The organism is Pseudomonas sp. FBF18, from assembly GCF_024261405.1.
GTDB classification, from domain to species: domain Bacteria; phylum Pseudomonadota; class Gammaproteobacteria; order Pseudomonadales; family Pseudomonadaceae; genus Aquipseudomonas; species Aquipseudomonas palmensis.
Genome location: NZ_QKRS01000012.1, coordinates 44,258 through 62,745, shown reverse-complemented (window position 1 = coordinate 62,745; position 18,488 = coordinate 44,258). Strand labels below are relative to the sequence as shown.

15 protein-coding genes and 1 tRNA gene are annotated in these 18,488 nt (G+C 63.9%); 6 read left to right on the top strand and 10 right to left on the bottom strand.

The window, feature by feature from the left end:
• Positions 1–13: 13 nt before the first annotated feature.
• From DN387_RS18425 to panB, 4 genes are all read right to left on the bottom strand, one after another.
• Positions 14–814: a carbon-nitrogen hydrolase family protein gene (locus tag DN387_RS18425; protein WP_054915968.1), complete on the bottom strand. Its 801-nt coding sequence runs from the start codon at positions 812–814 to the stop codon at positions 14–16.
• 12 nt (positions 815–826) lie between these two features.
• Positions 827–2,509 carry an NAD(P)/FAD-dependent oxidoreductase gene (locus tag DN387_RS18420; RefSeq protein WP_043863697.1) on the bottom strand — a complete coding sequence of 561 codons (1,683 nt, stop codon included), beginning with the start codon at positions 2,507–2,509 and terminating at the stop codon, positions 827–829.
• Positions 2,510–2,756: 247 nt separating this feature from the next.
• A complete protein-coding gene (locus DN387_RS18415) occupies positions 2,757–3,215 on the bottom strand; it encodes an Lrp/AsnC family transcriptional regulator (RefSeq protein WP_054915967.1) in 459 nt (152 codons plus the stop codon).
• 77 nt (positions 3,216–3,292) lie between these two features.
• Positions 3,293–4,114, bottom strand: a complete 822-nt coding sequence (gene panB / locus DN387_RS18410; protein ID WP_054915966.1) for a 3-methyl-2-oxobutanoate hydroxymethyltransferase — start codon at positions 4,112–4,114, stop codon at positions 3,293–3,295.
• 87 nt (positions 4,115–4,201) lie between these two features.
• On the opposite strand from panB, the gene DN387_RS18405 reads away from it, so the two are divergent.
• From DN387_RS18405 to prfH, 3 genes are all read left to right on the top strand, one after another.
• On the top strand, positions 4,202–4,993 hold the full coding sequence (locus DN387_RS18405) for a helix-turn-helix transcriptional regulator (RefSeq protein ID WP_054915965.1): 792 nt from the start codon (positions 4,202–4,204) through the stop codon (positions 4,991–4,993).
• Positions 4,994–5,392: 399 nt separating this feature from the next.
• On the top strand, positions 5,393–6,529 hold the full coding sequence (locus tag DN387_RS18400; protein ID WP_054915964.1) for an RNA ligase RtcB family protein: 1,137 nt from the start codon (positions 5,393–5,395) through the stop codon (positions 6,527–6,529).
• Positions 6,529–7,149 (top strand): peptide chain release factor H, encoded by a 621-nt coding sequence (gene prfH, locus DN387_RS18395; RefSeq protein ID WP_043863775.1) that lies wholly within the window; start codon positions 6,529–6,531, stop codon positions 7,147–7,149. The genes DN387_RS18400 and prfH overlap by 1 nt, the downstream gene beginning before the upstream one ends.
• Positions 7,150–7,331: 182 nt before the next feature.
• Here the strand turns inward: prfH and DN387_RS18390 are convergent.
• The 5 genes from DN387_RS18390 to rpsU all read right to left on the bottom strand — a co-directional run bounded on the left by DN387_RS18390 (position 7,332) and on the right by rpsU (position 15,726).
• Positions 7,332–7,408, bottom strand: a tRNA-Ile gene (locus DN387_RS18390).
• 13 nt (positions 7,409–7,421) lie between these two features.
• The gene (locus DN387_RS18385; protein ID WP_054915963.1) at positions 7,422–11,162 is read right to left on the bottom strand and encodes a bifunctional diguanylate cyclase/phosphodiesterase; all 3,741 of its coding nucleotides are present in this window, start codon (positions 11,160–11,162) and stop codon (positions 7,422–7,424) included.
• 127 nt (positions 11,163–11,289) lie between these two features.
• Complete coding sequence (rpoD, locus tag DN387_RS18380) at positions 11,290–13,143, bottom strand: RNA polymerase sigma factor RpoD (protein WP_043863742.1); 1,854 nt, start codon at positions 13,141–13,143, stop codon at positions 11,290–11,292.
• Positions 13,144–13,210: 67 nt separating this feature from the next.
• On the bottom strand, positions 13,211–15,190 hold the full coding sequence (gene dnaG, locus DN387_RS18375; RefSeq protein ID WP_043863743.1) for a DNA primase: 1,980 nt from the start codon (positions 15,188–15,190) through the stop codon (positions 13,211–13,213).
• A gap of 320 nt (positions 15,191–15,510) precedes the next feature.
• The gene (gene rpsU / locus DN387_RS18370; protein WP_002551877.1) at positions 15,511–15,726 is read right to left on the bottom strand and encodes a 30S ribosomal protein S21; all 216 of its coding nucleotides are present in this window, start codon (positions 15,724–15,726) and stop codon (positions 15,511–15,513) included.
• A gap of 202 nt (positions 15,727–15,928) precedes the next feature.
• On the opposite strand from rpsU, the gene tsaD reads away from it, so the two are divergent.
• Complete coding sequence (gene tsaD / locus DN387_RS18365) at positions 15,929–16,954, top strand: tRNA (adenosine(37)-N6)-threonylcarbamoyltransferase complex transferase subunit TsaD (protein ID WP_054915962.1); 1,026 nt, start codon at positions 15,929–15,931, stop codon at positions 16,952–16,954.
• A 26-nt stretch (positions 16,955–16,980) separates the two neighbouring features.
• Here the strand turns inward: tsaD and plsY are convergent, their stop codons facing one another.
• Positions 16,981–17,550, bottom strand: coding sequence for a glycerol-3-phosphate 1-O-acyltransferase PlsY (gene plsY / locus DN387_RS18360; RefSeq protein ID WP_043863745.1), 570 nt, complete (start codon positions 17,548–17,550; stop codon positions 16,981–16,983).
• A 74-nt stretch (positions 17,551–17,624) separates the two neighbouring features.
• Between plsY and folB the strand changes: the two genes are divergently transcribed.
• Together folB and folK are read left to right on the top strand one after the other, a co-directional pair.
• On the top strand, positions 17,625–17,978 hold the full coding sequence (folB, locus tag DN387_RS18355; protein ID WP_043863746.1) for a dihydroneopterin aldolase: 354 nt from the start codon (positions 17,625–17,627) through the stop codon (positions 17,976–17,978).
• Positions 17,969–18,478, top strand: coding sequence for a 2-amino-4-hydroxy-6-hydroxymethyldihydropteridine diphosphokinase (gene folK, locus DN387_RS18350; protein ID WP_043863747.1), 510 nt, complete (start codon positions 17,969–17,971; stop codon positions 18,476–18,478). Before folB ends, folK begins: the two co-directional genes overlap by 10 nt.
• Positions 18,479–18,488: the final 10 nt, after the last annotated feature.

The following is an 18,488-nucleotide window of genomic DNA, read 5'->3' as shown; positions in this document are numbered from 1 at the left end:
GCTAGCGGATAAATCAGTGCTTGCGCGGGCCGCCGTGGAGTTCCACACGCAGGTCGTGCAGGTACGGTGTGCTGGCGCGGCCTTCGTGCACCCGTTGCAGCTCGAGGTCGGCCACCAGCAGCGTGGGCTCATGCCCGGCCATGGCCAGCAGGCTGCCGTCCGGGCCGATGATGCTGCTTTGGCCGCAATAGTGGATCTGCTCCTCGGCGCCGCAGTAGTTGGCATACACCAGGTAGCACTGGTTCTCCTGGGCGCGTACGCGCACGGTGAACTGGCAGATGAAATCGTAGGGCCGCATGTTGGCTGTCGGCACCACGATCAGCTCGGCCCCGGCCAGGGCCAGGCGGCGGGCGTTTTCCGGGAACTCGATGTCGTAGCAGATCAACAGGCCCAGCTGCCAGCCATTGAGCGTGACCACCGGGAAATGGTCGGGGCCGGGGCTGAACATGGCGCGGTCCAGCCCGCCGAACAGGTGGGTCTTGCGGTAGTTGGCCAGGCTGCTGCCGTGGGCGTCGATCAACTGCACGCTGTTGTACACCTGGCCGTCCTCGCCAAGCTCGGGGTAGCCGTAGACGATGGCGATGCGGTTGGCCTGGGCAATTTCCACCACGGCCATGGCCGATGCGCCGTCCTGCGGCTCGGCCAGGCGTGCGACCGCTTCGCTGCCGATGTTGTAGCCGCTGAGGAACATCTCGGGGCACACCAGCAGTTCGGCGCCGCGTGCCGCCGCCAGCTGCGCCTGCTGGTGCAGGCGCTCGAGGTTGCCGGCCACGTCCATCGGGTGGGGCTGGCCCTGGTACAGGGCTATGCGCATGGGTCTCTCCTTTCAGTCGGCCAGGGCGATCGGGCCGATCTCGTTGAATACATCGCCAGGGCCGGGGTTGTCGGCGTGGGTGCGGCCACCGAAGTGGTTCATGATGCCCCATACCGCGTTGAGCGAAGTCTGCACCGCGCCTTCGACCCAGGCCGGGGTCCAGGAGACGTCGTCGCCTGCGATAAAGATGCCGCGCTGCTCGGCAGGCAGGTCCTGCTGCATGAAGTGCGCGTACATGCGCTGATTGTAACGATAATGGCCGGGCAGGGCGCCCTTGAACGCCCCCAGGAAATGCGGGTCGGCTTCCCACGACACGGTGATCGGGTCGCCGATGATGTGCCCGGCGATATCGACCTTGGGGTAGATCTTCTTCAGGGCGTCCAGCGCCAGTTTCACGCGTTTTTCCACCGGGTGCGGCAGCATCTTGAGCGCATCGCTCATCCACGAGTACGACAGGCAGATCACCCCCGGCCTGTCGTCGCCGTTGTCGAACAGATAGGTGCCGCGGGTGAGGCGGTCGGTGAGGGTCATGCTCATCAGGTCGCGGCCGGTCTGCGGGTCCTTGTCCTTCCAGAACGGGCGGTCGACCATCACGAAGGTCTTGGACGACTGCATGTAGCGGGTGCGGTCCAGGGCCATCCACATCTTCTGCGAGAACAGCGACTCCTCGCACTCGATCTGGGTGGTCAGCAGCCAGCTCTGACAGGTGGTGAGCACCGCGGCGTAATGGCGGGTGACGCCCCAGGTGTCGGTAACGGCCAGGCGCCCATCGTCGGCGCGGGCGATGCTTTTCACCCCTGAATGTGGCGTGCCACGGTGCAACGAGCTGAGGCTGGTGCCTTGCGGCCAGTGGGCGCAGCGTTGCGGCACATGCCGCCAGATGCCCAGGGGCACCTGCTCGACACCGCCCACCACCAGGTGCTGGTGATCGTCGCAGTTGGTCATCACCACGCGGAAGATCTCGAGCATCGAGTTGGGGAAGTCGGAGTCCCAGCCGCCGGTGCCAAAGCCGACCTGGCCGAACACTTCGCGGTGCAGGAAGCTGAGCTTGGCGAAGGCCTTGGAGGTGGCGACGAAGTCGTAGAAGGTGCGGTCGTCCCACAGCGGCACCAGGGTGTTCCACAGCGCCTTCAGCCGCGGCACGTCGCGATCGCGGATTGCCTGCTGGATGTCGCCGAAGCGTGCGCCATCCTCCAGCGCATCGGCCCAGGCATCGGCCACTTCCTGGAACAGTGCCGGCAGGTCGCTGAGTTTTTCGGCGTAGTGGGTCTGGCCCTCGAGGTCGATCACCGTGCTGCCGGAGGCGGGGGTCAGCGGGTTGGGGAAGGGTCTGGTCTCCAGGCCCAGCTTGTCGACGTAGTGATAGAAGGCCGTGGAAGACACCGGGAAGCGCATGCCACCCAGCTCGGCGACGATGCCTTCGGCGCCGGAGAAGGTCTGCGAGCGCAGGCGCCCGCCCATTTTCGACGCCTCGTACACCACCGGCTTGAGGCCCAGCTTCATCAGCTCGTAGGCGGCCACCAGGCCGGCGATGCCGGCACCGACGATGGCCACCTCCTCACCGTGGCGCTCGGCGGGAATGCTGCCCAGGCCGGCCGGGTGCTCGATCCAGTCGTCGAAGGCGAAGGGGAAGTCCGGGCCGAAGATGGTGACCGGTTTTTTGCCGTCGGCGGGGTGGCGATTGTTCTTGTTCATGGGAGACCTTGCCAGGGCTGCGCGGGGAGCGGAGCTTGAGTATAGGAAATGCTGGCGGTCATTCTACGAGGGGAGGGTGTTGGTTATTAAGATGCAGAGTGTCGTCGTTTTGTGGGGATTTTTGTCATTGTGACGGGATGCTTGAACAGAGTGATGTCTTCGCCGGCAAGGCCGGCTCCTACAGGTTTGCGAGCACCGTTAGCATGCTTGCCAGCGAAGGGCCCTATCTGTTCCCCGCTAACCCATGTCAAACCGGTTGGCCGCGGTCCACCTTGCTGCTGAGGATGATCGAGGTGGTGGTTTTCTCCACGCCCTCGACACTGCCGATCTGGTCGAGCAACTGGTCCAATTGTTCGGGCGAATCGCTGCGCAGCCACGCCACATAGTCGAACTCGCCACTGACCGCACACAACTGCTGGATCTGCCCCATGGCGCTCAGGCGGCGTACCACCTCCTTGCCCGAGCGGGGGCGCACGGTGATGCCCACATAGGCCTGCAGGCCGCCGTCGATCACGCGCTGGCCAAGGCGCACGCCGTAACCGCTGATGACGTTGGTTTTCTCCAGGCGCGCCAGGCGCGAGGTCACGGTGGTGCGGGCAATGCCCAGTTGCCGGGCAAGCATGGCCACGCTTTCGCGGGCATTGATCTGCAGGGCGGCGATCAGTTGACGGTCGATTTCATCGAGGGCGACAGGGCGGGTGGGCATGGACAGGGATCGTTTCTTTCGCTTGGGAAGTGGGCCGATTAAGGCAGCTAATCGACCCACTGTCCACGCCGGTGCTATCAGGGCGCGGCCTTGAAGCAGTGCTCCAGCCCCGGGAACTCCCCGCTGCGCACCTCGCGGGCGTAGTGCTCCAGTGCCTGTTCGATCCGCGGTTGCAGCTCGGCATAGCGTTTGACGAAGCGCGGCTGGTACTCGCCGAACAGGCCCAGCAGGTCCTCGGTCACCAGCACCTGCCCATCGCACGCAGGGGATGCGCCAATGCCGATGGTGGGGATGTGCAACGCTTCGCTCAGGCTGCGGGCCAGCGGCTCGGCGATGCCCTCGAGCACCACCGAGAACGCCCCCGCCGCCTGCATGGCCAAGGCATCGTCGCGCACCTTGGTTGCGCTTTGTTCATCCCGCCCCTGGGCCTTGAAGCCGCCCATGCTGTTGACCTGCTGCGGCATCAGGCCCACGTGCGCCATCACCGGAATGCCACGGCGCACCAGAAATTCGACGGTGTGGGCCATTTCGGCGCCACCTTCGAGCTTGATGCCCTGTGCACCGGTTTCGCGCAGCACCCGGGCGGCGCTGACAAATGCCTGCTCCGGCGAGGCCTGATAGCAGCCGAACGGCAGGTCGACCACCACGCAGGCGCGCTCTGCCCCGCGCATCACCGCCTGGCCATGGGCAATCATCATGTCCAGGGTCACGCCCAGGGTGCTGGGCATGCCGTACAGCACCATGCCCACCGAATCGCCGACGATGATCAGGTCGGCATGGGCATCCACCCAGCGGGCCATGGGCAGGCTGTAGGCGGTCAGCACCACCAGGCTGCCGGCGCCCTTGCGCTGCTGGATGGCGGGAATGGTCAGGCGGTTTTGACGTACATGGGTGCTCATCGACAAGTCTCCGATCAGGTTGTGCAACGGGTCGCGGCGCAGGCTACCATCGGCACTTTTGGCTCACTTGAGCAAAGGGGACAGCTGATGCCGCAAGCGGGACAGATACCGCAGGTGCCGCCCGTACCGCTGGCGCTTTCGCGCCCGGTGCAGCGGCGCATGTTCGGCATACCGGCAGGTTATGAAGTGCAGATGCACAGCCATGACTGGGTGCAGTTCACCTATGCCAGCGCCGGGATCATGCAGGTGCTGACCGAGCGCCACAGCTATCTGCTGCCGCCGCAGTGCGCGTTGTGGATTCCGCCAGGGGTGCAGCACACGGCGTTCAGTGAGCAGGCGCTGGCGTTTCGCGGGCTGTACCTGGATGCCGCGGTGCTGCCGGGCGCTCGCCGTGACTGCGCGGTACTGCAGGTGACGCCGCTGGTGCGCGAGCTGATCGAACGGGTCAGCCACTTTCCCGCCGACTACCCTGACGACGGGCCGCAGGCGCGCCTGCTGCAGGTGCTGGTGGACGAGTTGCAGGGGCTGGCCGAAGCACCGTTCAGCCTGCCGCTGCCCAGCGACCCGCGCCTGCGCCGGATCACCGATGCACTGCAGGCCGAGCCTGGGGACAACCGCACCCTCGAGCAATGGGCGCAGCAGGTGGGGGCATCGCGGCGCACCCTGGTGCGCCTGTTTCAGGCGCAGACCCAGCTTTCATTCCGTGAATGGCGCCAGCGCCTGCGCTTGCTGGCCGCATTGCCGTTGCTGGCGCAGGGCATGAGCGTGACTCGGCTGGCGAATGAACTGGGGTATGACTCGGTGTCGGCGTTCATCGGGTTGTTTCAGCGCCACTATGGGAAGACGCCGGGGGTGTATGCGGCCAGTTTGGGGATGTGATTGTGAAGTTCTGAGGGCCGGAAACGCAATGCGCGGCTTTGAGTATGGTGGGCCCACACGGACTAGTGTTTAGCGTAATTGGCGAAATGGTTGGAAGCTGGGCACTGTACCGCCAGGGTATGTTTTTTGTACCGCGGAGCGGTCAGGTTTTACGGCCATGACGTTGTTCTCCTGGTAAAAATGTGATCAAGGTTGTTGCAGGGTGGCAATTACACACCTAAGATGCCCGCCTTCTCTCACCCGACAGCAAAGGAGGTACATCATGCAACAGTTGATCACCCTTTGCAGGTCGCGCCTGGCTTGAACGCATTCGCCGCTACTCGTTAGCGGTACCGCAACGCCCGGCCTCTGGCCTGCCAATCCGAACATCTTTTTGTTTCAACCCATCAGGATTGGACTATGGGCACTTGCATTCGCAATTTGTCCGACGGCGCCGTATTGGTCGCCGCGGACGACACCTGGATCGAAGGAAAAGCGATCCAACAACTCGAAACCACCGCTCGCCTAGGGGGCATGCATCGGGTGGCCGGCATGCCGGACCTGCATCCGGGGCGTGGCTATCCGGTCGGCGCGGCATTCTTTTCCGTGGGGCGTTTGTACCCGGCGCTGGTCGGCAATGACATCGGCTGTGGCATGGCGCTGTGGCGCACGGACATCCCGACCGCCAAGCTGCATCTGGACAAGCTGGAGAAACGCCTTGGCAACCTCGACCTGCCGCTCGACGAGACGTGGCAGGAGGCCGTTGCCAGCTTCGGTTTGCCTGCCACGGGGCACGAGCGTTCTCTAGGCACCATTGGTGGTGGGAACCACTTCGCCGAGCTGCAGCAACTCGATGAAAACTACGACGATGCGGCCCTGGCAGCCTTGGGCATCGAGCGCAAACACCTGCTGTTGCTGGTGCACAGCGGCTCGCGTGGTTTGGGCGAGGCGATCTTGCGTGAGCAGGTCGACCTGTTCGGTCATCACGGACTGGAGGCGGGCAGCGAGGCCAGCACTCATTACCTGGGCCGGCACGACGGCGCGCTGCGTTTTGCCGAAGCCAACCGTCAGTTGATTGCCCGGCGCATGCTCGACCACTTGCGTGCCGATGGCGATGTACTGCTCGACATCAACCACAACCTGGTGTCGCCAGCGCAGGTCGACGGGCTCGATGGTTGGCTGCATCGCAAAGGCGCCACACCGTCGGATCAGGGGGCGGTGGTGATCCCTGGTTCGCGCGGCGACTACAGCTACTTGGTACAGCCGATCGCCGACGAGCGCAGCCTGTTGTCCCTGGCCCATGGCGCCGGACGCAAATGGATGCGCAGCGAGTGCAAGGACCGCCTCGCCTCGCGCTACAGCGTCGAGCAACTGAGTCGTACGGCACTAGGCAGCCGCGTGATCTGCGCCGACCGGGCGCTGATCTACGAGGAAGCGCCGGAGGCCTACAAGGCTATCGGCTCGGTGGTGGGTGCCTTGCGTGAAGCGGGGTTGGTTCGCGTGCTGGCACGACTGAAACCGGTGCTGACCTACAAGACGCGCGGAGGGTGCTGCTGATGATCCTGCTGCAACTCTCGGCGGCTCAGGGGCCGGAAGAATGTGCCCTGGCAGTGGCCAAGGCATTGCTCAGGCTGCAGGCCGAAGCGGATGCCCAGGCCGTGGCGGTACGGATACTCGAAGAAGAGCCGGGGCCGCGGCGCGGTACCTTGCGCTCGGTGTTGCTGGCACTGGATGGCGAGCAGGCCGAGCGCCTGGCGGATCACTGGACGGGCTCGCTGCAATGGACGTGCAGCAGTCCGTACCGGCCGGGGCATGCGCGCAAGAACTGGTTCTTTGGGGGTGCACGGTTTGCGCCACCGGCACCGGAATTGGCGAGCGAGATCCACTTCGAGACCTTGCGTTCGTCCGGGCCGGGTGGTCAGCATGTCAACACCACCGACTCGGCAGTGCGCGCCACGCACCTGGCCAGCGGCGTCAGCGTCAAGGTACAGAGCGAGCGTAGCCAGCACGCCAACAAACGCTTGGCGCTGCTGCTCATCGGGCAACGCCTGGCGCAACAGGCAGAGCAGGTCGACAGCGAACTGCGCGCGGAGCGGCGGTTGTTCCATCACCGCATCGAGCGTGGCAATCCACGTCGGGTGTTTCGCGGCGAGCGCTTCGAGCCGGCTGACGAGTAGATTGTGTGCGAATAGTCGTCGAGCAAAAGTCAGGCCGGGCGGCGTAGGCGATGCCGGCCCCACAAAAACGGATGAGGAAAGGACCCGGCTCGCACTCGGGTTTACGAGTTGCAAATGAGCACTGCGTATCTGAGGCGATCCCGCCAAAAACGCAAAAGCCGCGCAATGCGCGGCTTTGAGTATGGTGGGCCCACACGGACTTGAACCGTGGACCAAAGGATTATGAGTCCTCTGCTCTAACCAACTGAGCTATAGGCCCCAGTGGTCGCGGATTATAGCGAGGGTTTCGAGGCTGTGCTATCCGAAAGATCCGAAACTGCCCGGCGTAGAAAGGTCGCGGCGAATTCAGGCGCCGCCAGCGGCAGGCTGACGATGTAGCCCTGGATCTGTTCGCAACCCTCGGCCGCCAGAAATTGCTGCTGCGCCTGGTTCTCCACGCCCTCGGCGATGATGGTCAACTGCATGCTGCGCCCCAGCGCAATGATCGCCCGCGCAATCGCCGCATCGTGCGGGTCATCCGGCAGGCCGCGGATGAACGACTGGTCGATCTTGAGGATGTCCAGAGGCAGGCGTTTGAGGTAACTGAGCGAGGAGTAGCCGGTGCCGAAGTCGTCGATGGCCAGTTGCACACCGATGCGCTTGAGCTGGTGCAGGATGGCCAGCGCCTCCTCGGCCTGGCTCATGATGAAGTTCTCGGTGATCTCCAGCTGCAGGTCACCCGCCTTGAGCTGGTGAGTGCGCAGCAATTGCTCGATGCGCTGTACCAGCAACGGCTGACGCAACTGCGCGCCCGCCAGGTTGACCGACAGCGGCCCGAACGCAAGGTAGCTGTGCTTCCACGCTTGCATCTGCCGGCACGCCTGCTCCAACACCCAGTCGCCCAGCTGCAGAATCATGCCATTTTCTTCAGCCAGCGAGATGAAGTGCTCCGGCGGTACGTCGCCGAAGGTCGGGTGGCGCCAGCGAATCAGTGCCTCGGCGCCCACCAGGCTCTGGGTCTTGAGGCTGAACTTGGGCTGGTAGCTCAGGCTCAGTTCCTTGCGCTCGATGGCGCGGCGCAGTTCGTGCTCCAGCGCGATGCGCTCGGCGGCCTGGGCGGTCAGGTCGCGGGTGTAGCTCTCGACCCGGTTGCGCCCCTTGGCCTTGGAGCGGTACATGGCCGCATCGGCGTTGCGGATCAACGAGGCCACGTCGGTGCCGTCCTGGGGGTACAGGCTGGTGCCGATACTGGCACTGGTGAAGAACTCGTGTTCGCCGGCCTGGAACGGCGCGCCAAAGCAGGCCAGTAGCTTGTTGGCGATATGCTCGGCATCGCTTGGCTGGTGCAGGCCGGGCAGCAGGATGATGAATTCGTCCCCGCCCAGGCGTGCCACGGTGTCGTTCTCGCGCACCTGTTCTTTCAGGCGCTGCGCGATTGCCTTGAGCAGCAGGTCGCCGACCGGGTGGCCGAGGCTGTCGTTGATGTGCTTGAAGCGGTCCAGGTCGAGGAACAGTACCGCGCCCTGGCGACCCGAAGGCTGCGGGCTGCTGAGGGCGGCCTGCAGCCGGCTTTCGAACAGGGTGCGGTTGGGCAGGCCGGTGAGGGGGTCATGGTGGGCCTGGTAGTCGAGCTCGGCCTGGGCATGCTTGAGGCTGGAGATGTCGGCGAACACGGCGACGAAGTGGGTGATCTCACGCTCGTGATTGCGCACGGCGCTGATTGTCAGCCACGCAGGGTAGAGCTCGCCGCTCTTGCGCCGGTTCTGGATTTCGCCCTGCCAGTGGCCCTCGGCGGTCAGCTGATGCCACAGGGCGGCGTAGAAGGCGCTGTCGTGCTGGCCCGAGGCGAGCAGGCGCGGGGTCTGGCCCAGCGCTTCGAACTCGCTGTAGCCGGTGATTTCGCTGAACGCGCGGTTGACCGCACTGATGTGCTGGTCGATGTCGGTGATCAGTACGCCTTCGGCCGTGTTTTCGAACACAGTGGCCGCCAGTTGCAGTTTTTCCTGCATCAGATGGCGCTCGGTGATGTCGCGGGCGATGGTCAGCATGCAGTCCACGCCGGCAATCGGCAGCGGCCGCGCCGAGACTTCGCACAGGCGGATCTGCCCGTCGGCGCGGCGGATGTGGCAGCTGAAGTCGCGTACGAAGCCGTTTCGGTTCAGCAGCTCGAGCAGTTGCCGGCGCTCGTTGAGGTCTACCCAGATGCCCAGCTCCAGGGTGCTGTGGTCCAGTACCTGGCTATCGAAGCCGGTGATGCGGCAGAACCCGTCGTTGACCTCGATCAGCAGCCCGTCGCTCTGGCGCGACAGCAGCAGGCCGTCAGGCGAGGCGTGGAAGGCCTTGGCGAACTTTTCTTCGGAGGTCTGCAGTTGCTCCTGGGTCTGTTTGAGCTGGCTGATGTCGCGCACCGCCACCACCAGCGCCGGGGTGCTGTCCAGGTCGAAGATCTCCGCCGAGGTGAGCCCGGTGAACAGCTGGCCGTTGCTGCGCCGAAAAGGCATTTCGAGGTTGCGGATGTTGCCGCCCTGCAGGCGCTGCAGCGGGGCTGGCCCCTGGTCTTCGATGCCCCACAGGTTGAGCTCGGCGGCGGTGCGGCCGATCACCTGGTCCTGGCTCAGGCCGATCTGGTCCTCGAAGGCTTCGTTGACCTCCAGCAGGCAGCCATCGCTGACCCGGGCGATCAGCAGGATGTCGGGGCATTGCTGGAACACCGAGGCGAACTTCTGCTCCGACAGACGCAGGGCCTGCTCGGTGTTCTTGGTTTCGCTGATGTCGATCATCAGCCCGCGCATCACCGGGGTGTGCCCATGCTCGATCAGGCTGACGATGTCGCGTACCCACAGCACCCTGCCATCGGCGCGGATCACCCGGTAGTCCAGGCTGTGGTCGCGGCCGGCGGCGGTTTCGCTGTCGCAGTAGGCCTGTGCCCAGAGGGCGTCGTCCGGGTGCAGGATGTCGCGCCAGAAGCCGGGCTTGAGCCATTGGCTGATCGGGTAGCCGAGCAGGTCTTCGGCGTGGGGCGAGACGTAGCTGTAGGTGAAGTTGTTGGCATCGGCTTCCCAGGCAATCGCCGAGAGGCTCTCGACCAGGCCGCGGTAGTGGTACTCGCTGCTGCGCAGCTCCTGTTCCAGGGCTATGCGCCGGGAAATTTCCGAGCTTAGCCGGCGGTTGACGCGCATCACCGCCGCCAGTATCGCCACCAGCAGCAGGATGCCGGGCAGGCCGTAGAGCAGCAGGTCGCGCCAGCGGTTGCTGTTTTCCAGCACTTTGCCGACCCAGCGCTCCTGGATATGACTGAGCTCGGCCGGGCTCATGTCGGCAATCACCTTGTCGAGGATGCCGATCAGCATCTTCTGTTGGCGCGGGGCCGCCATGGCCAGCTGGTAGCGGTAAGGGGTTTCGCCGCTGACGTAGAGCCCTTCGAGCTTTAGCTGGCGCAGGCTCCAGACGCTGGAGGCGAGGTCGCCGACCACGGCATCGACTTCGTCGGTGGCCAGGGCCTGAAGCGCTGAACTGACATTGGGCAGCGCCACCAGGTTGAGGTCGGGGTGGTGGGTACGCAGCAGTTCGTGTGGGGCGTAGTTCTCCACCACGGCGACTTTCAGGCCGTACAGCTCCTTGAGGTCACGTGGCCTGGGCCCGCCTTCGTGGGCCAGGATCACGATGGGGAAGTCGAGGTAAGGGCGGGTGAAGGCCAGGTAGCCCTGGCGTTCGGGGGTGGACATGATGCCGGGCAGCAGGTCCAGCTGGCCCTGCCGGGCCTGTTCGAGCACGGCCGACCAACTGCTCGGCTCGATTGGCGTGAACACAACACCCAGGCGCTCCTGGATCAACGCAATGTAGTCGGCGGCCAATCCCTGGTACTTGCCGTCCTGGTCACGGTATTCGAAGGGTGGCCAGGATGCGTCGACGCCCAGGCGCAGCTGCGGATGCGCACTGAGCCAGGCTTTCTCTTCGTCGTTCAGGGTCAAGGCGCCGGCCGCTGCACTCCACATCAGCAGGAGGGGCAGCACGAGGGCCGGCAGTCTGGGCATAGCGGCCTCGTCACTCAAGTGGATAGATTCGAGTGTAGACGGGGGTTTGGCCGAAGGGCGAAGAACGCAGGGGTTAAAACGTCAGGGCCTGAAAAAGAAAAACCCCGGCATTTGCCGGGGTTCGTCATTACTCGTCGAGGAAGGAGCGTAGATGCTCGCTTCGCGTCGGGTGGCGCAGCTTGCGCAACGCCTTGGCTTCGATCTGACGGATCCGCTCGCGGGTCACGTCAAACTGCTTGCCTACCTCTTCGAGGGTGTGGTCGGTGTTCATGTCGATACCGAAACGCATGCGCAGCACCTTGGCTTCACGTGCGGTCAGGCCGGAGAGCACGTCCCGGGTCGCTTCCTTCAGGCTTTCGACCGTGGCCACATCGATTGGCGACTGCATGGTCGAGTCCTCGATGAAGTCACCCAGGTGCGAATCTTCGTCGTCACCGATCGGGGTTTCCATGGAGATCGGCTCTTTGGCGATCTTCAGTACCTTGCGGATCTTGTCCTCAGGCATCTCCATGCGCTCACCCAGCTCTTCCGGGGTCGGTTCGCGACCCATTTCCTGCAGCATCTGCCGGGAAATGCGGTTGAGCTTGTTGATCGTCTCGATCATGTGCACCGGAATACGGATGGTGCGGGCCTGGTCGGCGATCGAGCGAGTGATCGCTTGACGGATCCACCAGGTGGCATAGGTCGAGAACTTGTAGCCACGACGGTATTCGAACTTGTCCACCGCTTTCATCAAGCCGATGTTGCCTTCCTGGATCAGGTCGAGGAATTGCAGGCCACGGTTGGTGTACTTCTTGGCGATGGAGATCACCAGACGCAAGTTGGCTTCGACCATCTCTTTCTTCGCGCGGCGGGCCTTGGCCTCACCGATCGACATGCGACGGTTGATGTCCTTGATCTCGGCGATCGTCAGGCCGGTCTCTTCCTGCAGGTCGATCAGCTTTTGCTGGCAACGCACGATATCGGCGTCCAGGCGGCCCAGTGCTTCGGCCCACTTGGCGCTGCGCTTGGACAGATCGCCGCTCCAGGTGGTGTCCACTTCGTTGCTCGGGAACAGACGCAGGAAGTCGGCACGTGGCATGCGGGCATCACGCACACACAATTGCATGATGGCGCGTTCCTGGGCGCGCAGGCGCTCCAGGGCGCTGCGCACGCGCTCCACCAGTACTTCGAACTGCTTGGGTACCAGCTTGATCGGCATGAACAGCTCGGCCAGTTGCAGCAGCTCGGCAATGCCTTGCTTGCTGTGGCGACCGTGCTTCTTCAGGACCTTGGCGGTTGCTTCCAGCTGGTCGGCGACAGCGCCGAAACGCTGCTGGGCGACGACCGGATCGGGGCCGCTTTCGACCTCGTCCTCTTCATCGCTGGCGCCTTCCTTCTCTTCTTCCTCGTCGTCGTCCGCATCGGCCTTGGCCGGGGCTTTCGGATCGACGGGCGGCGGTACTTCGGCCGGCGGCGCGATGCCGTCATCCGGGTCGATGTAGCCACTGAGCACGTCGGACAGACGGCCACCTTCGGTGGTGACGCGGTCGTATTCGCCGAGGATGTAGTCGACGGTGCCCGGGAAGTGCGCAATGGCGCCCATCACTTCACGGATACCTTCTTCGATACGCTTGGCGATTTCGATTTCGCCTTCGCGGGTCAGAAGCTCGACGGTACCCATTTCACGCATGTACATGCGCACCGGGTCTGTCGTGCGACCGATATCGGTCTCCACGGCCGCCAACGCTGCGGCAGCTTCTTCGGCGGCGGCTTCGTCGGTATCGGCCTCGGCCAACAAAAGGGCATCCGCATCCGGAGCACTCTCGAATACGTTGATCCCCATGTCGTTGATCATGCGGATGATGTCTTCCACCTGCTCCGGATCTGAAATATCCTCTGGCAGGTGGTCGTTGACCTCCGCGTAAGTCAGGTAGCCCTGCTCACGACCGCGGGTGATCAACTCTTTGATGCGAGACTGCTGTTGCGCTTTTCCGGACATAACACCCTATCCACTGAAGGTCTTGGCGGGCAAAAAACAAGCCGAGGATTATACCCGAGCTAGGACCTCACGCGCCAGTTGAGGTCGGGGTTTGTGCGGGAACATTCCGGCTTAACAGGTCACGCAGCTGATTTTTCTCGTCTGCGCTCAACTCACTTTGACGTGCTTTCCTGAGCAGATGTTCCAGGCTGCGCTCGCGTTGGCGAGCGGACAAGCTAGTTATGGTGTCGAAAAACTGTTGTTCAAGGTTATCGGCATCGATCAGCCATTCCTTTTCTGCCAATGCGCGCAACAATCGGCCCTGTTCGGTGCCGTGCCAACGCGCGATCAGCTGTAAGGAGCGTAGCTCAGGATTCTTTTGCAAGGCTTCGAGCAACGCCACCAGCAGCTGGGCATACACATGCTCTTCAGCGGCGAAATGGCTGGCATCCTCGACCTTCTTGGCCAGTTGTGGGTGGTGCATGAGGGTGCGCAGGGCGCTCAAGGTCGGCGGTTCCACCGACGTCGGCACCCGCGGCGGTGGCTGGAAGTCGCGTTTGCCGTTCTTGTCCCACGGCTTGCCCTTCTTGTCCCAGGGCTTGCCTTCCCACTTCTTCTTCTGCCCGCCTTGGCTTGGTGTCCATTGTTGCTGCTGCGGCTGGAAATGCTCGGGCTGGTGGAAGTCGCTGTAATCCGGGCTGTAGTCGGGAATCGCATCGTAGTCGATGCCCGGGTCGTACGCCGGTGGCGCCTCGCTGGGGGCGCTGTGGGCCAGTTGTTCGACCTGGTGCAGGTCCAGGCCGGTTATTTCGCGCAGGCGGTTGCGCATCAGGGCCTTGAGGTTGGCACCGGGCACTTTGTCGATCAACGGCGCGGCCAGGGTCACCATGTGCGCCTTGCCTTCGAGCGACCGCGGGTCGGCTTCTTCGGTCAGTTGCTGGAAAAAGTAATCGGCCAGCGGCTGAGCATGCTGGTTGATGCGCGCACGGAAGGCGTCGGTGCCCTCGGCACGCACCAGGGTGTCCGGGTCTTCGCCTTCGGGCAGGAACAGAAAGCGCGCCTTGCGCCCGTCCTGCAGGCTCGACAGCGTGGCTTCCAGGGCGCGCCAGGCAGCATTGCGGCCGGCCTGGTCGCCGTCGAAGCAGAACAGCACGCTGGGCACCACGCGGAACAGGCGCTTGAGGTGGTCTTCACTGGTGGCGGTGCCAAGGGTGGCCACGGCATTGCGCAAACCTTGCTGGGCCAGGGCGATGACGTCCATGTAGCCCTCGACCACGATGATCTCGTCGAGGTTGCGGTTGAACTTGCGTGCCTCGTACAGCCCGTAGAGCTCCTGGCCCTTGTGGAACACAGGGGTTTCGGGGGAGTTCAGGTACTTGGGCTTGTCGTCGCCCAGCACCCGCCCACCGAAGGCGATGACCCGGCCACGGCTGTCGCGGATGGGGAACATCACGCGGTCGCGGAAGCGGTCATAGCGCTTGCCGGTCTCGGCATTCTCGATCAGCAGGCCGGCGTCGACCATGGCCTTTTGCTGCAGGGCGTCGCTGCTCAGGTGCTTGAACAGGTTGTCCCAGCCCGGCGGCGCGAAGCCCAGGCCGAAGTCGCGAGCGATTTCGCCGGACAGGCCGCGGCCCTTGAGGTATTCGACGGCCGAGCGGCGTGTCGGGTGGTTCTTCAGGGCCTGGCGATAGAACTCGGCAGCGGCTTCGAGCAGCGGGTACAGCGGCGAATCGGTGGGCTGGCGCGGCTTTTGCCCGCGGCTGCTCTCTTCGCGCGGCACTTCCATGCCGGCGGCCTTGGCCAGCTCTTCGACAGCCTGGGGGAAGTCCAGGTTGTCGTGGTCCATGATGAAGCCCAGGGCGTTGCCGCCGGCGCCGCAACCGAAGCAGTAGTAGAACTGCTTGTCGGGGCTGACGCTGAAGGAGGGGGTCTTCTCCTTGTGGAACGGGCAGCAGGCCGTGTGGTTCTTGCCGGACTTTTTCAGGTTTACACGCGAACTCACCACGTCGACGATGTCGGTGCGGTTGAGGAGGTCGTCAATAAAACTCTGGGGAATCAGCCCGGCCATGGCACTCTCGTCATCAGGCGACAATCAAGTGTAATCGCTAATGCTGCGGGAACAGCGACGCATTCGATGCAAGCTCGAATGACGTGACACAAAAAAGGAAAGGGGTGTGCTCGTCTGCAGCCGGTGAAGGCTCGTCAGGGGTGACGTGCACTGCTGGCGGTTAGGCCAGGTCTGACGTGTGAGGCAGGCTTGCCCTTGCTGCATAGCAGTTTGGGCATCTCAGGCGCTCGACCCGAAGGTCCAGGCCAGAGGAAACAGCATCAACTGCCGACAGCCCGGCTTGCACCGGGCATGGCAGAAGCTGGCGACGAACGTCTGTATCAGTACAGACGAACGGCGCGGCGCTGTTCGCGCTGAACTTTCTTGGCGTGGCGTTTGACAGCGGCTGCTGCCTTGCGCTTACGCTCGGAAGTTGGCTTCTCGTAAAATTCGCGGCTACGAACTTCAGCCAGTACACCGGCTTTTTCGCAGGAGCGCTTGAAACGACGCAGAGCTACGTCGAAGGGTTCGTTCTCTTTAACTTTGACGGCTGGCATCCAGAGCTACCTTCATTCATTACCGGGGGTCAACGAACTCGTGGCAAATATGTGCACTGGAGAACGTCGGTTTTTAAGGGTTGCGGATGTTAACCCTTAGCTGGCCTGAATGCAAAGCCTCTGATCGAAAACCGCTGGTCGGCACCGGGAGCGAGGACTATCATGCGCGCCTTCGAATTCAGCCCCAACAAGGCGCAAACCCATGCTAGTACTGGGATTGGAAACATCCTGCGACGAAACTGGTGTCGCATTATACGACAGCGAACGCGGCCTGCTGGCCGATGCACTGTTCAGTCAGATCGACCTGCACCGCGCGTATGGCGGGGTTGTGCCGGAGCTGGCCTCGCGTGATCACGTCAAGCGCATGCTGCCGTTGATCCGCCAGGTGCTGGCCGAGGCCGACTGCGTGGCCACCGAGATCGACGCCATCGCCTACACGGCAGGCCCTGGCCTGGTCGGGGCGCTGCTGGTGGGGGCTTCGTGCGCCCAGGCGCTGGCCTTTGCCTGGGGCATCCCGGCCCTGGGCGTGCACCACATGGAGGGCCACCTGCTGGCACCGATGCTCGAGGCGCAACCGCCGGAATTTCCGTTCGTCGCTTTGCTGGTGTCGGGCGGCCATACGCAGTTGGTACGTGTGGATGGCATCGGCCAGTACGAACTGCTTGGCGAGTCCCTCGACGATGCGGCCGGCGAAGCGTTTGACAAGACGGCCAAGATGATGGGCCTGAACTATCCCGGTGGCCCGGAGATCGCGCGCCTGGCGCTGCAGGGCGTGCCGGGTCGGTTCGTGTTCCCGCGGCCGATGACCGATCGTCCGGGCCTGGATTTCAGCTTCAGCGGCCTGAAGACCTTTGCCCTGAACACCTGGCAGCAGTGCCAGCGTACCGGGGACGACACCGAGCAGACCCGTTGCGACATCGCTCTGGCGTTCCAGCAGGCGGTGGTGGAGACTTTGACCATCAAGTGCAAGCGCGCCCTCAAGCAGGCCGGGCTCAAGCGCCTGGTGATCGCAGGTGGGGTGAGTGCCAACAAGGCCCTGCGTGCCTCGCTGGAGGAGATGCTGGCCGGGCTCAAGGGCAATGTGTACTACGCGCGCCCCGAGTTCTGCACCGACAACGGCGCGATGATCGCCTATGCCGGGTGCCAGCGTCTGGCGGCCGGGCAGCGGGAAACCCTGGCGATCAGCGTGCAGGCACGCTGGCCGATGGAGCAGTTGCAGGGGCTGTGAGCATGAGCGCCGCTCATGTGAACGCTTCAGAAATGCCGTTCGCGCCCGGCAAAAAGGTCGCGTAGATTGCCGCGATGGCGCCATACGATGAGCACGGTCAGCACGCTCATCGGCAGCAGCGCCTCGGGCTCGCGCCAGGCCAGCAGGGGCAGGGCCAGGGGCGTTGCGATCAAGGCGGCCAGCGAGCTGGTGCGGGTCAGGTAGAAGGTCAGCAGCCATGCGCTGATGGCCAGCAGGGCGGCCGGGGGGTAGAGCCCCAGCAGCACGCCGGCGGCAGTGGCCACGCCCTTGCCGCCGCGAAAGCGGAAGTACAGCGGAAACAGGTGGCCGACCACCGCGCACAGGCCTATCCAGGCCTGCTGCTGCTCGTTGAGGCCGACCAGGCTGGCGATCAGCACGGGCAACAGGCCCTTGCACAGGTCGCCAAGCAGGGTCAGGATCGCCAGCTTGCGGCCTGCCAGACGCAGCATGTTGGTGGCGCCGGCATTGCCTGAGCCGCAGGCACGCGGGTCGGGGCTGCCGCTCAGGCGGCTGAGAACGATGGCGAAGGACAGCGAGCCGAGCAGGTAGGCGAGCGACGCCAGTAACCAAAACATGCTAACTATTCCGGGCGAGGACGCCCTGATTCTAGCGGCGCAAGGCGCCCTTGTCGTGCTGTGGAGAGAAGTGCTTGGACAGAGTGTTCATCGAAGGGCTGGAAGTCGACACCGTGATCGGCGCCTATGACTGGGAACGCGGTATTCGCCAGTGCCTGCGCCTGGACCTGCGGTTCGCCTGGGACAATCGCCCGGCGGCGGCCGGCGACGACCTGAGCCTGGCCCTGGACTATGCCAGCGTCACGGCACGTATCCAGGCATTTGCCGAACAGGCCAGCTATGAGCTGGTCGAGACGTTCGCCGAACGCCTGGCCAAGGTGCTGATGGACGAGTTCCAGATTCCCTGGCTGCAACTGAAGCTGACCAAGCCTGGCGCCATCGCGGCGGCAAGCGGGGTGGGCGTGGAGATCGAGCGCGGATGTCTCTGACCCCGGTATACCTAGGCCTTGGCAGCAACATCGAGCGCGAGCGGCACCTCGGCGCCGGGCTCGATGCGCTGGCTGCGATGCTCAGGGACATGCGCTGCTCGACGGTGTTCGAAAGCCAGGCGGTGGGCATCAAGAGCGGGCCGTTTTTCAATCTGGTGGTCACCGGCCTGACCGACCTGCCATTGCTTGAACTGGACCGTCGCCTGAAGTTCATCGAGGCCGACAACGGCCGTTATGCTCCGGATCGCAAGGGGCTGCCGCTGGATATCGACGTGCTGATGTATGGTGACCTGCACGGCAGTTTCGACGGCCTGGTGTTGCCAAGGGCCGAAATTCTCAAGAATGCGTTCGTCTTGTGGCCATTGTCGTTGATCGCGCCGGAACTGGTGCACCCTGGAGCAGGCAAGAGCATGGCCCAGTTGTGGCAGCAGGCGCAGATCGACCAGGTGCTCGAACCGGTGCCATTCACCTGGAATGGCAAGGCGCTGCCGCTGGACTGACGGTCAGGGG

Coding starts and splice junctions, on each gene's coding strand:
- rpoD (WP_043863742.1), bottom strand. CDS start 13,143: ATGTCCGGAAAAGCGCAACAGCAGTCTCGCATCAAAGAGTTGATCACC.
- panB (WP_054915966.1), bottom strand. CDS start 4,114: ATGAGCACCCATGTACGTCAAAACCGCCTGACCATTCCCGCCATCCAG.
- dnaG (WP_043863743.1), bottom strand. CDS start 15,190: ATGGCCGGGCTGATTCCCCAGAGTTTTATTGACGACCTCCTCAACCGC.
- DN387_RS18425 (WP_054915968.1), bottom strand. CDS start 814: ATGCGCATAGCCCTGTACCAGGGCCAGCCCCACCCGATGGACGTGGCC.
- prfH (WP_043863775.1), top strand. CDS start 6,529: ATGATCCTGCTGCAACTCTCGGCGGCTCAGGGGCCGGAAGAATGTGCC.
- DN387_RS18405 (WP_054915965.1), top strand. CDS start 4,202: ATGCCGCAAGCGGGACAGATACCGCAGGTGCCGCCCGTACCGCTGGCG.
- DN387_RS18385 (WP_054915963.1), bottom strand. CDS start 11,162: ATGCCCAGACTGCCGGCCCTCGTGCTGCCCCTCCTGCTGATGTGGAGT.
- DN387_RS18400 (WP_054915964.1), top strand. CDS start 5,393: ATGGGCACTTGCATTCGCAATTTGTCCGACGGCGCCGTATTGGTCGCC.
- rpsU (WP_002551877.1), bottom strand. CDS start 15,726: ATGCCAGCCGTCAAAGTTAAAGAGAACGAACCCTTCGACGTAGCTCTG.
- tsaD (WP_054915962.1), top strand. CDS start 15,929: ATGCTAGTACTGGGATTGGAAACATCCTGCGACGAAACTGGTGTCGCA.
- DN387_RS18420 (WP_043863697.1), bottom strand. CDS start 2,509: ATGAACAAGAACAATCGCCACCCCGCCGACGGCAAAAAACCGGTCACC.
- plsY (WP_043863745.1), bottom strand. CDS start 17,550: ATGTTTTGGTTACTGGCGTCGCTCGCCTACCTGCTCGGCTCGCTGTCC.
- folK (WP_043863747.1), top strand. CDS start 17,969: ATGTCTCTGACCCCGGTATACCTAGGCCTTGGCAGCAACATCGAGCGC.
- DN387_RS18415 (WP_054915967.1), bottom strand. CDS start 3,215: ATGCCCACCCGCCCTGTCGCCCTCGATGAAATCGACCGTCAACTGATC.